Source organism: Streptomyces winkii, assembly GCF_032248595.1.
GTDB classification, from domain to species: Bacteria; Actinomycetota; Actinomycetes; order Streptomycetales; family Streptomycetaceae; genus Streptomyces; species Streptomyces winkii.
On sequence record NZ_JASTTH010000002.1, the window covers coordinates 647,837 to 663,385 of the forward strand.

12 protein-coding genes are annotated in these 15,549 nt (G+C 70.0%); 11 read left to right on the forward strand and 1 reads right to left on the reverse strand.

Going from position 1 to position 15,549, the window contains the following annotated elements; translation table 11 throughout:
• Window positions 1-14 precede the first annotated feature (14 nt).
• From murD to QQM67_RS07175, 10 genes are all read left to right on the forward strand, one after another.
• Window positions 15-1,484, forward strand: coding sequence for a UDP-N-acetylmuramoyl-L-alanine--D-glutamate ligase (gene murD / locus QQM67_RS07130; protein ID WP_314173015.1), 1,470 nt, complete (start codon window positions 15-17; stop codon window positions 1,482-1,484).
• Window positions 1,485-2,025: 541 nt separating this feature from the next.
• Entirely contained in the window at window positions 2,026-3,339 is a 1,314-nt protein-coding gene (gene ftsW / locus QQM67_RS07135; protein WP_399065817.1) for a putative lipid II flippase FtsW, read from the forward strand.
• A 6-nt stretch (window positions 3,340-3,345) separates the two neighbouring features.
• Window positions 3,346-4,440: an undecaprenyldiphospho-muramoylpentapeptide beta-N-acetylglucosaminyltransferase gene (gene murG / locus QQM67_RS07140; RefSeq protein WP_314172743.1), complete on the forward strand. Its 1,095-nt coding sequence runs from the start codon at window positions 3,346-3,348 to the stop codon at window positions 4,438-4,440.
• Between the two features lie 16 nt (window positions 4,441-4,456).
• The gene (locus tag QQM67_RS07145; protein ID WP_314172744.1) at window positions 4,457-5,296 is read left to right on the forward strand and encodes a cell division protein FtsQ/DivIB; all 840 of its coding nucleotides are present in this window, start codon (window positions 4,457-4,459) and stop codon (window positions 5,294-5,296) included.
• Between the two features lie 237 nt (window positions 5,297-5,533).
• Window positions 5,534-6,751: a cell division protein FtsZ gene (ftsZ, locus tag QQM67_RS07150; protein ID WP_314172745.1), complete on the forward strand. Its 1,218-nt coding sequence runs from the start codon at window positions 5,534-5,536 to the stop codon at window positions 6,749-6,751.
• A 17-nt stretch (window positions 6,752-6,768) separates the two neighbouring features.
• A complete protein-coding gene (pgeF, locus tag QQM67_RS07155) occupies window positions 6,769-7,479 on the forward strand; it encodes a peptidoglycan editing factor PgeF (RefSeq protein ID WP_314172746.1) in 711 nt (236 codons plus the stop codon).
• Between the two features lie 3 nt (window positions 7,480-7,482).
• Window positions 7,483-8,211, forward strand: a complete 729-nt coding sequence (locus QQM67_RS07160; protein WP_314172747.1) for a YggS family pyridoxal phosphate-dependent enzyme — start codon at window positions 7,483-7,485, stop codon at window positions 8,209-8,211.
• Window positions 8,212-8,364: 153 nt separating this feature from the next.
• Window positions 8,365-9,000 carry a cell division protein SepF gene (locus QQM67_RS07165; RefSeq protein ID WP_314172748.1) on the forward strand — a complete coding sequence of 212 codons (636 nt, stop codon included), beginning with the start codon at window positions 8,365-8,367 and terminating at the stop codon, window positions 8,998-9,000.
• A 75-nt stretch (window positions 9,001-9,075) separates the two neighbouring features.
• Entirely contained in the window at window positions 9,076-9,360 is a 285-nt protein-coding gene (locus tag QQM67_RS07170; RefSeq protein WP_314172749.1) for a YggT family protein, read from the forward strand.
• 52 nt (window positions 9,361-9,412) lie between these two features.
• Window positions 9,413-10,570 carry a DivIVA domain-containing protein gene (locus QQM67_RS07175; RefSeq protein ID WP_314172750.1) on the forward strand — a complete coding sequence of 386 codons (1,158 nt, stop codon included), beginning with the start codon at window positions 9,413-9,415 and terminating at the stop codon, window positions 10,568-10,570.
• Window positions 10,571-10,937: 367 nt separating this feature from the next.
• Here the strand turns inward: QQM67_RS07175 and ileS are convergent, their stop codons facing one another.
• Window positions 10,938-14,093 carry an isoleucine--tRNA ligase gene (gene ileS, locus QQM67_RS07180; protein ID WP_314172751.1) on the reverse strand — a complete coding sequence of 1,052 codons (3,156 nt, stop codon included), beginning with the start codon at window positions 14,091-14,093 and terminating at the stop codon, window positions 10,938-10,940.
• 452 nt (window positions 14,094-14,545) lie between these two features.
• Here ileS and QQM67_RS07185 point away from each other — a divergent pair, with 452 nt between their 5' ends.
• Entirely contained in the window at window positions 14,546-15,535 is a 990-nt protein-coding gene (locus tag QQM67_RS07185) for a TraR/DksA family transcriptional regulator (protein ID WP_314172752.1), read from the forward strand.
• The last annotated feature ends 14 nt before the right edge of the window (window positions 15,536-15,549 follow it).

Sequence of the window (15,549 nt, forward strand, 5' to 3'; positions counted from 1 at the left end):
ACCGGCACGACCCGTTGGGCACCGCGGACGCCCCCGATCTCGCGGGGAAGCACGTGACGGTGGCCGGCATCGGCGTCAGCGGCGTCAGCGCGGCACGCGCCCTGAAGCGCATCGGTGCGCGGGTGACCGTCGTCGACGGCGGCGACGGCGAGACGCACCGCGCGCGTGCCGCCGAACTCCGCGACCAGGACGTGACGGTGCGGCTCGCGGACGCCGAGACCCTGCCCCCGGACGTCGACCTGATCGTCACATCACCGGGCTGGAAACCGCAGAGCCCGCTCTTCACCGAGGCCGGCGCCGCGGGCGTACCCGTATGGGGCGACGTCGAGTTGGCGTGGCGGCTGCGCGGAACTCCGTACGAAGGCCCGTCCGGCCGGCCCGGCGGGCCCGCGCCCTGGCTCGCCGTCACCGGCACCAACGGCAAGACGACGACGGTGCAGATGCTCGCCTCCATCCTGGGCGCCGCCGGGCTGCGGGCGCCCGCCGTGGGCAACATCGGCACCCCGCTGATCGACGTCGTCCTGGCCGACGAACCCTCCGACGTGCTCGCGGTGGAGCTCTCCAGCTACCAGCTGCACTGGGCGCCGAGCCTGCGCGCGCACTCCGCCGCCGTGCTCAACCTCGCGCCGGACCACCTCGACTGGCACGGCTCCATGGACGCGTACGCCGCCGACAAGGGCCGCGTCTACGAGGGCAATCGGGTCGCCTGCGTCTACAACTGCGCCGATCCCGCGACCGAGGCGCTCGTGCGCAAGGCGGACGTGGTCGAGGGGTGCAGGGCCGTCGGCTTCACCCTCGGCACCCCCGGCCCGTCCGAACTCGGCGTCGTGGACGGCATCCTGGTGGACCGCGCCTTCATCGAGAACCGCCGCGAGCAGGCGCAGGAGCTCGCCGAGGTCTCGGACATCACGCCGGCCGCGCCGCACAACATCGCCAACGCCCTTGCCGCCGCGGCCCTCGCGCGCGCCTACGGCGTGCCGCCCGCGGCCGTACGCGACGGGCTGCGCGCCTTCCGTCCCGACGCCCACCGCATCGCACACGTCGCGGACGTCGACGGAGTCGCGTACGTCGACGACTCCAAGGCGACCAACACCCATGCCACGCAGGCGTCGCTGGCCGCGTACGACTCGATCGTGTGGATCGCGGGCGGTCTCGCGAAGGGCGCCACATTCGACGAACTCGTACGGGAGTCCGCGCCGCACCTGCGCGGCGCCGTCCTCATCGGCGCGGACCGCCACCTCATCCACGAAGCCCTCACGCGACACGCCCCGGATGTCCCGGTGGTGGACCTGGCACGGACCGACACTGGGGCGATGGCCGAGGCGGTCCGGGAAGCGGCGCGGCTCGCCCGCCGCGGGGATACGGTGCTGATGGCACCGGCCTGCGCCTCGATGGACATGTTCGTCAATTACAACGCGCGCGGTGACGCATTCACCGACGCCGTGCGCGCGCTGGCAGCGGCCGGCACGCACGAGGTGGAGTAACCCGCCGGTCCCGCGGACCGTGTCGCGGGAGCAGACGGAGGGGAAGCGACAGATGACGCCCGACAGCGGCACCGCGGCCGTCGGCACTCCGGCCGCCGGACCTCCGGGAGAGTCCGGCAGGCGGCGGCACACCGTACGCGCCATGAGCCGCCGCACCGCAGGGGCGTTGCGCGGGAGGCTGCGCCGGGCTCTGAGGGCGCCGAAAGCGCTCCGGGGCGCCGCGCCGACGCCCGCGCCGGTTCGCGGTTCTCGCACTCTCCCCGCTCTCCCGTCCCTTTCCCTTCGCGCTGCGTTCCCGGCCTTCCCCGCGTTCCCGGTCTTCCCTGCGTTCCCGGTCTTCCCTGCGTTCCCTGCTTCTCCGCGACTTGCGGCTGTTCCGGCTCTGCCGGCGGGTCCCGCGCCGCGCTCGCTCGCCGCGCTTCCGGGCTCCGCCGCGCCGCACGACGCCTCCGGGGCTCTCCTCGCGCGTGAGGTCCAGCGCTCACGCCCCGCCAAGTCCCGTCCGGGCAAGGGCACTTCGTCGGCACCTCCGGGACGTCCGCTGCGGCCGCGGCGTCCCGCGCGGCGCCCCACCCGTCCCGGCGGGGGCCGCGGTACGCCGGCGCTGTTCGCGAAGGCCAGGCGCGCCTGGGACCGGCCGCTCACCGCGTACTACCTGATCCTCGGCGGCAGCCTGCTGCTCACCGTGCTCGGGCTGGTGATGGTCTTCTCCGCGTCGCAGATCGAGGCGCTCCAATCGGGGCTGCCCTCCACGTACTTCTTCCGCAAGCAGCTGATCGCCGCGATCGTGGGCGCCGTACTGCTGCTGGCCGCCTCCCGCATGCCGATCAGACTCCACCGGGCGCTGGCGTACCCGCTGCTCGCCGTATCCGTCGTCCTGATGTGCCTGGTCCAGGTGCCGGGACTGGGGCACGCCGTGAACGGCAACCGCAACTGGATCTATCTGGGCGGCCCGTTCCAGCTCCAGCCCAGCGAATTCGCCAAGCTGGCCCTCGTGCTGTGGGGCGCCGACCTGCTCGCCCGCAAGCGGTCCCGGCGGCTGCTGAACCAGTGGAAGCACATGCTCATCCCGCTCGTGCCCGCCGGGCTGCTGCTGCTCGGACTCATCATGCTCGGCGGCGACATGGGGACCGCGATCATCCTCACGGCCGTCCTCTTCGGGCTGCTCTGGCTCGCGGGCGCGCCGACCCGGCTCTTCGCCGGAGTCATGGCGGTCGCCTTCCTCATCGGCGCGTTCCTCATCATGACCAGCCCGAACAGGATGGCCCGGCTTGCCTGCATCGGCGCGACCGATCCCGGCACGGACGACCAGTGCTGGCAGGCCGTGCACGGGATCTACGCGCTCGCATCGGGCGGATGGTTCGGTTCGGGGCTGGGTGCCAGCGTGGAAAAATGGGGCCAACTCCCCGAACCGCACACCGACTTCATCTTCGCCGTGACCGGGGAGGAACTCGGTCTCGCGGGGACGCTGTCGGTGCTCGCCCTCTTCGCGGCTCTAGGCTATGCGGGTATCCGCGTGGCCGGACGCACGGAGGAACCCTTCGTCAGGTATGCCGCGGGAGGCGTGACCACCTGGATCACGGCCCAGGCCGTGGTCAACATCGGTGCGGTGCTCGGTCTGCTGCCGATCGCAGGTGTCCCGCTCCCGCTGTTCTCCTACGGGGGTTCCGCCCTGCTGCCGACGATGTTCGCCATCGGGTTGCTCATCGCGTTCGCGCGGAGCGACCCCGCGGCCAGAGCGGCTCTGGCCATGCGGCAGCCTGCTCTGCGGCAGCGCCTGCGGAGAAGGCTGGCAGGGGTGAGAACGAACACGATGAGACGGCGCGCGGATCGGCGGCCGTCCGGAGAGCGGTGAATCAGAGTGCACGTCGTACTCGCCGGCGGTGGCACCGCCGGCCATATCGAGCCCGCGCTCGCCCTCGCGGATGCTCTGCGCAGGCAGGATCCGACCGTGGGAATCACGGCGCTCGGAACCGAACGCGGCCTTGAGACCCGCCTCGTGCCCGAACGCGGCTATCAGCTCGAACTCATCCCGGCCGTACCGCTGCCGCGCAAACCCACGCCCGAACTGATCACCGTCCCGGGGCGGCTGCGCGGCACCATCAAGGCCGCCGAGCAGATCCTGGAGAGCACCAAGGCCGACTGCGTCGCCGGATTCGGCGGCTATGTGGCGCTGCCCGCCTATCTCGCCGCCAAGCGGCTCGGCGTGCCCATCGTCATCCACGAGGCCAACGCACGGCCGGGCCTCGCGAACAAGATCGGCTCGCGTTACACGCGCCACGTGGCGGTCTCCACCCCCGACAGCAAGCTGCGCAACGCCCGTTACATCGGCATCCCGCTGCGCCGCGCCATCGCGACGCTGGACCGCGCCGCCGCCAGGCCGCAGGCGCGCGCGTCGTTCGGCCTGGCCGCGAATCTGCCGACGCTGCTCGTCACGGGCGGCTCGCAGGGCGCGCGCCGGCTCAACGAGGTCGTGCAGCACGCCGTACCGCACCTTCAGCGCGCGGGCATCCAGACGCTGCACGCGGTCGGCCCGAAGAACGAACTGCCGCAGCCGGACAACATGCCCGGAATGCCGCCGTATGTCCCGGTACCGTATGTGGACCGGATGGATCTCGCGTACGCCGCGGCCGACATGATGCTCTGCCGGGCGGGCGCGATGACCGTCGCGGAGCTGTCGGCGGTCGGCCTGCCGGCCGCGTACGTACCGCTGCCTATCGGCAACGGCGAACAGCGGCTGAACGCACAGCCGGTCGTCAAGGCCGGGGGCGGACTGCTCGTCGACGACGCCGAGCTGACCCCGGAGTGGATCCTGGGCAACGTGCTTCCGGTCCTCACCGATCCGCACCGGCTGCACGACATGGCGCGCGCCGCGGCGGAGTTCGGCCGGCCGGACGCCGACGAGCTTCTGGTCGGCATGGTGTACGAGGCGATCGCGGCACGCCGAGGGGCGTGAGAGAAGGCAGGGAAGCGTGGCCGGATCCACGGGGCCGACGAAGAGCGCCGAGGGGCGCGGAAGGAATTCGGCGGCCCGCCCGGCGGCGGAGGCCGACTCCGGCCCGCCACCGTCCGGTTCGCGCGGCGCGCGGACGCGGGCGGGGGCGCGGAGGGCCCGGCTGCGTGCCCTGCTCGTCCTCTTCGCGCTGGCGCTCGCGCTCACGGGATTCGGCGCGTGGGCCCTGTACGGATCGAACTGGGTACTCGTCGAACGGGTCTCCGTCAGCGGCACCCAGGTGCTCACCGAGAAACAGGTACGCGACGCGGCCCGTATTCCGGTTGGCACCCCGTTGCTGTCCGTCGACAGGAGCGCGGCGGAGCGCCGTCTCAAGTCCGCGCTTCCCCGCCTCGACGAGGTGCGCGTCGTACGGGCCTGGCCCCACGGAATCGGTATCGAAGTGTCCGAACGGAAGCCGGAACTGGCCATGAGACATGAGGAGAAATTCGTCGAAGTGGACGTTGAAGGCGTGCGTTTCGACGTAGTTCCGGAGCAACCGAAGGGCGTTCCGCTTCTGGTGATGGAAGTTCAGCGCTCCGCGGGTCTGAGACACTTCGGCAAGGAACGGCTGCGGCGCGAAGCCGTCCGCGTCGTCACCGCGCTTCCCGATTCCGTGGCGCGTGACACCCGCACTGTCCGGTTGCGTTCCTACGACTCCATCACACTGGAGTTGACGGGAGGCCGTACGGTGCTGTGGGGCAGTGGTGAACAGGGGATCGCCAAGGCCGAGTCACTGACCGCGCTGATGAAAGCGTCCAAGGGCGCACGGCACTTCGATGTCAGTGTTCCCAGCGCCCCTGCGTCGTCGGGGAGTTGACGGGCGTCACCGCAGGCCAGCACCCTGGATGACCACCCCTGGGCCTGATCACATAGGGTGAAAAGAAAAACGGGAGGTTCGGCGTGTTCGTTGAACACCCACCACTTGTCGACTTAGTGTCCGTTCCCAAGACTCCAGGGAAGACAGACACCGGTAACCCTAAACTTCACGCTTAGGGTTCGGGTCGACGTGGACCGCCCGACAGGGATACGTAACTCGAGGCGAGAGGCCTTCGACGTGGCAGCACCGCAGAACTACCTCGCAGTCATCAAGGTCGTCGGCATTGGCGGCGGTGGCGTGAACGCCATCAACCGGATGATCGAGGTCGGTCTCAAGGGCGTCGAGTTCATCGCGATCAACACCGACGCGCAGGCCCTGTTGATGAGCGATGCCGACGTCAAGCTCGATGTGGGCCGTGAACTGACACGCGGTCTGGGAGCAGGCGCCAACCCCGATGTCGGCCGCAAGGCCGCCGAGGACCACCGTGAGGAGATCGAGGAGGTCCTCAAGGGGGCCGACATGGTCTTCGTCACGGCCGGCGAGGGAGGCGGCACCGGCACCGGCGGCGCTCCCGTCGTCGCCAACATCGCCCGCTCGCTCGGCGCGCTGACGATCGGCGTCGTCACCCGCCCCTTCACCTTCGAGGGCCGCCGCCGCGCGAACCAGGCCGAGGACGGCATCGCCGGTCTGCGCGACGAGGTCGACACCCTCATCGTCATCCCCAACGACCGTCTGCTGTCCATCTCGGACCGCCAGGTGAGCGTGCTCGACGCGTTCAAGTCGGCGGACCAGGTGCTGCTTTCCGGTGTCCAGGGCATCACCGACCTCATCACCACGCCCGGGCTGATCAACCTCGACTTCGCGGACGTCAAGTCCGTGATGTCGGAGGCGGGTTCGGCGCTGATGGGCATCGGCTCGGCCCGCGGTGACGACCGTGCGGTGGCCGCCGCGGAGATGGCGATCTCCTCGCCGCTGCTGGAGGCGTCGATCGACGGTGCCAGGGGCGTGCTGCTGTCGATCTCGGGCGGTTCGGACCTCGGCCTGTTCGAGATCAACGAGGCTGCGCAACTCGTCAGCGAGGCCGCGCATCCCGAAGCCAACATCATCTTCGGTGCGGTGATCGACGACGCCCTCGGCGACGAGGTGCGGGTCACGGTCATCGCGGCGGGCTTCGACGGCGGGCAGCCGCCGTCCAAGAACCGTGACAAGGCCCTCGGTTCGCACGCTCCCAAGGACGATCCGTCCTCGACGGGCTCCCTCGCCGGTACCGACCCCGACGCCGACCGTCCGTCATTCGGCGGCCTCGGCAGCGTCACCCCGCGCGAGAGCGACCCGGAGCCGGTGGGCGAATCGCCGGGCGCCGGCCGCGACTCGCTGCCTCCGACGGTCCCGCCGGCGCGTCCGTACCAGGACAGCCAGGCCGAGGAACTGGATGTGCCGGATTTCCTGAAGTGATACACACGCACGACTCCGTGAGCGGCGCGCACTTCGCCTTCACCGACAGGTGGGGCGGGGTGAGCGCCGCTCCTTATGAGTCCCTCAACCTCGGCGGCAGGGTCGGCGACGACCCCGCGCACGTACGCGAGAACCGCTCCCGTGCCGCCACGTCGCTCGGGCTCGACCCGGGCGACGTCGTATGGATGCACCAGGTGCACGGGCGCGATGTCGCGCTCGTGGACGGGCCGTTCGGCGACGACGCGCCTCCGCTCGACGGCATCGTCACCCGGCGCCCCTCGCTCGCCCTCGCGGTGCTCACCGCGGACTGCACTCCCGTGCTGCTGGCCGATCCCGTCGCACGCGTCGCGGGAGCGGCGCACGCCGGACGGCCGGGTCTCGTCGCCGGAGTGGTGCCCGCGCTCGTCGAGGCGATGCGCGGTCGCGGTGCGGTCCCGGAGCGGATCGTGGCCCGCACCGGGCCCGCCGTGTGCGGCCGTTGCTACGAGGTGCCGGAGGAGATGCGCGAGACGGTCGCCGCGGCGGTCCCCGAGGCGTACGCCACGACGAGTTGGGACACGCCGTCGGTCGACATGGCGGCGGGCGTACGGGCGCAGTTGAAGGCGTCCGGTGTCACAACTCTGGAACAGTCCACCGTGTGCACTCTGGAGTCTGCTGATCACTTTTCGTACCGACGTGAAAAGACGACCGGCCGTCTTGCGAGTTATGTCTGGTTGGAGGTGAACTGAACCGTGACGGACCTCACGGCCCGTCAGGCCGAGCTCGCCGAGAAACTCGCACGGGTGGAGGAGCGCATCGAAGGCGCTTGTGTCGCGGCGGGGCGCAGTCGTGAAGACGTCACGCTGATCGTCGTCACGAAGACCTATCCCGCCCGGGACGTACGGCTGTTGGCGGAGCTGGGCGTGCGGCATGTCGCGGAGAACCGGGACCAGGAGGCGGCGGCGAAGGCCGCCGAGTGCGGCAACGTCCCTGTGACGTGGCACTTCGTGGGTCAGCTCCAGACCAACAAGGCGCGCTCCGTTGCGGGTTACGCCGATGTGGTCCACTCCGTCGACCGCCCCCGGCTCGTCAACGCCCTGAGCAGCGCGGCCGTACTTCTCGACCGGCGGCTGGAGTGCCTCGTCCAGGTCGCACTCGACGCGGAGTCAGAATCCGCCGGGGGACGGGGTGGTGCGGCTCCGGAGTCCGTCGCCGCACTCGGCGACGCGATCGAAGCGGCCCAAGGGCTGCGCCTGGCAGGCGTGATGACCGTCGCACCGCTCACCGGTCCGTACGCGGGACGGCCGTCCGCCGCCTTCGAACGGCTGCGGGAAATCTCAACCAGCCTGTGTACAAGGCATCCTGCTGCAACCATGGTGTCAGCAGGGATGAGCTCGGATCTCGAAGAGGCGGTCGCTGCCGGTGCGACACATGTGCGCGTCGGCAGTGCGGTACTCGGAGAGCGACCCCGGCTCCGGTAACGTCGCCAAGCAAGTCGGACCACGGCACAAAATATGGTCATTTCCGTCGGAAGCGACAGACGGACAAGGCCGCGGGGATCCAACCACAGGTGACGGAGCCATGGGCTTCCCCGCCGAAGGCAGGGGCCCACCACAGAGCGGAGGACGCAGAGAATGGCCGGCGCTATGCGCAAGATGGCGGTCTACCTCGGCCTCGTGGAGGACGATGGGTACGACGGCCCGGGTTTCGACCCCGACGACGAGTTCGAACCCGAACCGGAGCCGGAACGGGACCGCCGGCGGCACGAGCCGCTTCAGCCGCACGACTCCCTGCAGAAGGACGAACCGGCCGAGCCGGTCCGCGTGATGCACCCTCCCGCGCAGCGCGAGAGGGAGCAGCCGTCTTCCCCGGCGGTCATCGAAAATGGACGATCCGGGAGAATTGCCCCCGTGTCATCCATCACACCTGAACGCCAAAGTCTGGAGAAGAGCGCCCCGGTGATCATGCCAAAAGTAGTCTCCGAGCGGGAGCCGTACCGGATCACCACGTTGCACCCCCGGACCTACAACGAGGCCCGTACCATCGGGGAACACTTCCGCGAGGGTACCCCCGTGATCATGAACTTGACGGAGATGGACGATACGGACGCGAAGAGACTTGTCGACTTCGCTGCCGGTCTGGTCTTCGGTTTGCACGGGAGTATTGAAAGAGTGACGCAGAAGGTGTTCCTACTGTCTCCTGCTAACGTCGATGTCACGGCGGAGGACAAGGCCCGCATCGCAGAGGGCGGGTTCTTCAACCAGAGCTGAAGACGCAAGGATCAACGGAACGGGCCGTAAGGTCGCACGAGAGCGCCCAACGTGGCGAGGGGAGAGGGAAGCGCAGTGAGTACCGCACTCGAAGTGGTCCAAGTCGCGCTGTACTGCTTCCTGCTCGTGTTGATCTTCCGACTGGTGATGGACTACGTCTTCCAGTTCGCCCGCTCATGGCAGCCCGGCAAGGCGATGGTGGTCGTTCTCGAAGCGACCTACACTGTCACTGATCCGCCACTCAAGCTGCTCCGGCGGTTCATTCCGCCGTTGCGCTTCGGGGGCGTGGCGCTCGACCTGTCCTTCTTCGTATTGATGATCATCGTCTACATCCTGATCCAAGTCGTGGCCGGGTTGTGAACGATCTAAATGGTCTTGCCGACATGCCGACGAGTTACGTTGAGGTGAAGAGATGCCACTGACCCCCGAGGACGTGCGGAACAAGCAGTTCACGACCGTCCGCCTCCGAGAAGGCTACGACGAGGACGAGGTCGATGCCTTTCTCGATGAGGTCGAAGCCGAGCTGACGCGCCTATTGCGTGAGAACGAGGACCTGCGAGCGAAGCTCGCCGCAGCGACCCGTGCCGCCGCGCAGAACCAGCAGCAGGGCGGGATGCGTAAGCCGGAGCCGCAGGACCGGCAAGGCGGGGGTCCCGTGCCCGCCGCCATATCAGGTCCGCAGCCGGTGCCGCCGGGTCAGCACGGTCCCGGCGGTCCTGGGCAGCACCCCGGTCAGCACGGCCCTGGCGGTCCTGGCCAGCACGGCCCGCAGCAGGGAATGGGCGGTCCGCCCCAGCTTCCCGGTGGGCAGCCGCAGCTTCCTGCCGGTCCCGGCGGTCCTCAGGGTGGTCCCGGCGGACCCATGGGTCCGGGCGGTCCTCAGGGTGGTCCCGGTGGCCCGATGGGTCCCGGCGGCCCGCAGATGCCGGGTGGCGGGCAGAACAACGACAGCGCCGCTCGCGTGCTGTCGCTTGCGCAGCAGACCGCCGACCAGGCCATTGCGGAAGCCCGTTCCGAGGCGAACAAGATCGTCGGTGAGGCGCGCAGCCGTGCCGAGGGTCTGGAGCGGGACGCCCGCGCCAAGGCCGACGCCCTGGAGCGGGATGCGCAGGAGAAGCACCGCGTCGCGATGGGCTCGCTGGAGTCCGCGAGGGCGACCCTCGAGCGCAAGGTCGAGGACCTGCGGGGCTTCGAGCGCGAGTACCGGACGCGCCTGAAGTCGTACCTGGAGAGCCAGCTGCGTCAGCTGGAGAACCAGGCGGACGACTCGCTGGCTCCTCCGCGCGCACCTGCCGCGCCCTCCCTGCCGCCGTCCCCGTCGATGGCCGGCGCGCCTGCCGGTGCCGGAGTGGGCACCATGGGCGGTCACCAGTCGATGGGGGGCAACGGGCACAGCATGGGCGGTCCCGGCGGCCACAGCCAGGGCGGCCCGAGCTACGGCGGTGGGCAGCAGCAGATGTCCCCGGCCATGACGCAGCCGATGGCTCCCGTACGTCCGCAGGGCGGCCCCGCGCCGCAGCAGGCTCCGTCACCGATGCGGGGCTTCCTGATCGACGAGGACGACAACTGAGCGTCTGACGGCGGTACTCGCCGGCACGAAGGCAAGGGCCCGGGCCCGGAAGCGACAGGCTTCCGGGCCCGGGCCCTTGCCGTGCGCGGGTAGCCCTGGGCCCCTCCGCCCGGCGCTTGCACGACGTGAGCGCGCACAGCGCCCTCAGACGCTCGTACGCCGCCTGTTCGGGACCTCGGGCCCCGGGAGGCCGCAAGCGGCTCTCACTCCGTCAGCCGGACGCTGAGAAGCTTTGTGGCGGCTCCGCGGTCGCGGGTGTGCCGTACGACCGCGGCGAAGCGCCGACAAGGCCCCGGAGACCGTGCGGTAGGGCACGGCTCCCGGGGCCTCGCGGCGGCCCTGTCGGCCCGTGTGCGACTCGCTCCCGTCAGACCTTGCGGAGGCGGAAGGTGAGGGAGAGCGACTCGTCCTCGAAAGAGGGGCCGAAGCCCAACTCCCCGGCGGCGGCGACGTCTTCGGCGTCTGCCCGGACGAACTCGTCGGCGAGCACCTCGTCGGAGATCAACCCGGAGTGGTCCGCGAGCGCCTGGCCGACCTCTTCGTCGCTCGTCGACCAGCGCAGCGCGATGCGGTCCGCCACGTCGAGCCCCGAGTTCTTACGCGCCTCCTGGACGAGGCGGATCGCGTCACGCGCGAGGCCCGCACGGCGCAGCTCGGGGGTGATCTCCAGATCGAGGGCGACGGTGGCCCCCGAGTCGGACGCGACGGACCAGCCCTCGCGCGGGGTCTCGGTGATGATGACTTCCTCCGGGGAGAGCGACACCTGCTCTCCGTCCACCTCGACTGCGGCCGTGCCCTCGCGGAGGGCGGCGGAGAGGGCGGCCGCGTCCGCGTCGGCGATCGCCTTGGCCACAGCCTGCGTGCCCTTGCCGAAACGGCGGCCCAGGGCACGGAAGTTGGCCTTGGCCGTGGTGTCGACCAGCGAGCCGCCGACCTCCGAAAGGGAGGCGAGCGCCGTGACGTTGAGCTCCTCGGTGATCTGGTTGCGCAGGTCCGGGGAGAGGGTCTCGAAGCCGTGCGCCGCGACGAGCGCGCGGGAGAGGGGCTGACGGGTCTTGACGCCGGACTCGGCACGCGTCGCACGCCCCAACTCGACCAGGCGGCGCACCAGAAGCATGTCCTGGGACAGCTCCGGGTCCACCTTCTCCAGGTCCGCCTCGGGCCAGTCGGCCAGGTGGACCGAGTCCGGCGCGCCCGGCGTGACCGGCACGACCAGGTCCTGCCACACGCGCTCGGTGACGAACGGCACGATGGGGGCCATCAGACGCGTCACCGTCTCCAGGGTGTCGTGCAGCGTGCGCATCGCCGCCGGGTCGCCCTGCCAGAAGCGGCGCCGGGACCGGCGGACGTACCAGTTGGAGAGGTCGTCGACGAAGGTCGAGAGCAGCTTGCCGGCGCGCTGGGTGTCGTAGCCCTCCAGGGCCACCGTCACCTGGTCCACCAGAGCGTGCAGTTCGCTCAGCAGCCAGCGGTCCAGCAGCGGCCTGGCGTCGGGCACCGGGTCCGACTCGGACGGGGCCCAGCCCGAAGTGCGGGCGTAGAGCGCCTGGAAGGCCACCGTGTTCCAGAACGTCAGCAGCGTCTTGCGGACGACCTCCTGGATCGTGCCGTGCCCCACGCGCCGTGCCGCCCACGGCGAGCCGCCCGCGGCCATGAACCAGCGCACCGCGTCCGCCCCGTGCTGATCCATGAGCGGGATCGGCTCCAGGATGTTGCCGAGGTGCTTGGACATCTTGCGGCCGTCCTCGGCGAGGATGTGGCCGAGGCAGACCACGTTCTCGTACGAGGACTTCTCGAAGACGAGCGTGCCGACGGCCATCAGCGTGTAGAACCAGCCGCGGGTCTGGTCGATGGCCTCCGAGATGAACTGCGCGGGGTAGCGCTTCTCGAACAGCTCCTTGTTCCTGTACGGGTATCCCCACTGCGCGAAGGGCATGGCCCCCGAGTCGTACCAGGCGTCGATGACTTCCGGGACGCGCTCGGCCTCCAGCGAGCAGCCCTCGGCCGGGCAGTCGAAGGTCACCTCGTCGATGTACGGGCGGTGCGGGTCGAGCGACGACTGGTCGGCGCCGGTCAGCTCCGTGAGCTCGGCGAGCGAGCCGACGCACGTCAAGTGCCCTTCGCCGCAACGCCAGATGGGCAGCGGGGTGCCCCAGTAGCGGTTGCGGCTGAGTGCCCAGTCGATGTTGTTGTCGAGCCAGTCGCCGTAGCGGCCGTGCTTGACCGACTCCGGATACCAGTTGGTGAGTTCGTTCTGCTCCAGCAGGGCGTCCTTGATCCGGGTGGTGCGGATGTACCAGGACGGCTGCGCGTAGTACAGCAGCGCCGTGTGGCAGCGCCAGCAGTGCGGATAGCTGTGCTCGTACGGGACATGGCGCAGCAGCAGGTTGCGCGCGTCGAGGTCGGCGACGAGCGCCTCGTCCGCCTTCTTGAAGAACTGCCCCTCCACCAGGTGCAGTCCCTCCTCGAAGGTGCCGTCGGGACGGACGGGGTTGACCACCGGCAGGCCGTACGCCCGGCAGGTGCGCATGTCGTCCTCGCCGAAGGCGGGGGACTGGTGGACCAGGCCGGTGCCGTCCTCCGTCGTGACGTACTCGGCGTTGACGACGAAGTGAGCGCCCTCCATCTCCACGATGTTGAAGGGGCGTTCGTAGCTCCAGCGCTCCATCTCGGCGCCCGTGAAGCGCTCTCCGGTCGCCTCGAAGTCCTCACCCAGCGCCTTCTCCAGGAGCGGCTCGGCGACGACGACCTTCTCGAAGCCGTTCGTCGCGACGACGTAGGTGACGTCCGGGTGCGCCGCGACCGCGGTGTTGGAGACGAGCGTCCAGGGCGTGGTCGTCCACACCAGGAGGGACGCCGCGCCCGCGAGGGGGCCCGAGGTCAGCGGGAAGCGCACGTAGACGGACGGGTCGACCACCGTCTCGTATCCCTGGGCCAGTTCGTGGTCGGACAGGCCCGTGCCGCACCGCGGGCACCAGGGCGCGACGCGGTGGTCCTGGACGAGCAGGCCCTTCTCGAAGATCTGCTTCAGGGACCACCAGACCGACTGCACGTACTCCGGGTTCATGGTGCGGTAGGCGTCGTCCATGTCGACCCAGTAGCCCATGCGCGTCGTCAGCTCGGCGAAGGCGTCCGTGTGCCGGGTGACGGACTCGCGGCAGCGGGCGTTGAACTCCGCGATGCCGTAGTCCTCGATGTCCTGCTTGCCGTTGAAGCCGAGCTCGCGCTCGACGGCCAGCTCGACGGGGAGCCCGTGGCAGTCCCAGCCGGCCTTGCGCGCCACGTGGTATCCGCGCATCGTGCGGAAGCGGGGGAAGACGTCCTTGAAGACGCGGGCCTCGATGTGGTGGGCGCCCGGCATCCCGTTGGCGGTCGGCGGGCCCTCGTAGAAGACCCACTCGGGCCGCCCCTCGGACTGTTCGAGGGTGCGGGCGAAGACCTTGTTCTCCTGCCAGAAGTCGAGCACGGCGTGCTCAAGGGCGGGCAGGTCTACTTGGGCTGGCACCTGGCGGTACTGCGGCATCGGAACTTCCTCCGGCGGACATCTCAGCTTCCGTCGGAGGGACGAGAGCGCCGGCCTGAACGGCGGCGGACCCGCGGTACCACCCTCCTTGGCAGCGGGCCGGGCCCACTGCCCCCTCATTGGGGTGCGCTGCCGGTTCTACTCGCGCCGGTCTCAGTCCCGCGCTTTCTTCCGGCGGCTCCGGGGTGATCTTCACGCCGTGCAGGCCCCTGGGCTCACACCGTCCCCAGGTCGCTCTCGGCTGCGAACGGACGCTACTCGTCCCCTTCATCGCCTGTCGCTCCGCCCAGTGTACGGGGCTCCGCGCGCTGTGTCGGGGCGGTTTTCGCAGGGCCGGGCGGGGCACAACGATTTGAAGACCGGCGTGCCCCCGTTGTCGAGCGTTCGGAGTCGATTTATCGTTCCGGTCACGTTTCGCGAGCAAGATCACAATATGTGAAGGGGCCACGGCCATGGTGGCGAAAGGATCTGCCGCGAGTACCCCGGCAGCTGCTGACAAGTCCACGAAGAAGGCCGCGGCACCGAAGAAGACCTCTGCGGCCGGCAGGACCGCACCGAAGAAGACGGCCGCGAAGAAGGCGGCGACGAAGACCGCAGCGAAGAAGGCCGCATCCGGGACGACGGCGGCGAAGAAGAGCACGGCGGGTAAGAAGACGACGGCCGCGGGGAAGGCCACATCCGGAAAGGCCGGAAGGACCGCGGCGGAGGGGGAGGGGTCCGCGAAGAAGACGGCGGCGAAGACCACGCCGAAGAAGACCACGCCGAAGAAGACCACGCCGAAGAAGACCACGCCGAAGAAGACCACGGCCAAGAAGGCCGCACCCACGAAGACGGCGCCGAAGAAGGCGGCGCCCAAGAAGGCCGCCGCCAGGAAGACGGCCCCGAGGAAGACGGCGGCGAAGAAGGCGGCGGCGCCCGAGCGCGCCGCCCACAAGACCACGGCGAAGAAGCAGACGACAGGAGCCGACAAGGTGGCTGCGAAGAAGACTCCGGTGGCGAAGGCCGAGAAGGTTCCCACGGCGCGGGCGGTCGCCGCCCCCGCGGAACCGGGCGAGCTCGCCGTCCGGGCCGGTGAGGAGCCGTGGACGCCGCAAGAGGTCGAGGACGCCCGCGGCGAACTCCAGAGCGAGGCCCAGCGGCTGCGCGACGAGCTCGTGGCCTCGGGGGAGGCGCTGGACGGTCTGATGCGCGACTCCGGCGACGGTGCGGGCGACGACGACGCCGACACCGGCACCAAGAACATCACCCGTGAGCACGAGATGGCTCTCGCGGCCAACGCCCGCGAGATGCTCTACCAGACCGAGCGGGCCATCGAGCGGCTCGACGCCGGTACGTACGGGCTCTGCGAGAACTGCGGCAATCCGATCGGCAAGGCCCGGATGCAGGCGTTCCCGCGAGCGACTCTGTGCGTGGAGTGCAAGCAGCAGCAGGAGCGGCGCTAGGTGCCGCGCGAAGG

Excerpts from the sequence above, each read along its gene's own strand:
- QQM67_RS07185 (WP_314172752.1), top strand. The coding sequence starts at position 14,546 with ATGGTGGCGAAAGGATCTGCCGCGAGTACCCCGGCAGCTGCTGACAAG.
- QQM67_RS07165 (WP_314172748.1), top strand. The coding sequence starts at position 8,365 with ATGGCCGGCGCTATGCGCAAGATGGCGGTCTACCTCGGCCTCGTGGAG.
- ileS (WP_314172751.1), bottom strand. The coding sequence starts at position 14,093 with ATGCCGCAGTACCGCCAGGTGCCAGCCCAAGTAGACCTGCCCGCCCTT.
- QQM67_RS07175 (WP_314172750.1), top strand. The coding sequence starts at position 9,413 with ATGCCACTGACCCCCGAGGACGTGCGGAACAAGCAGTTCACGACCGTC.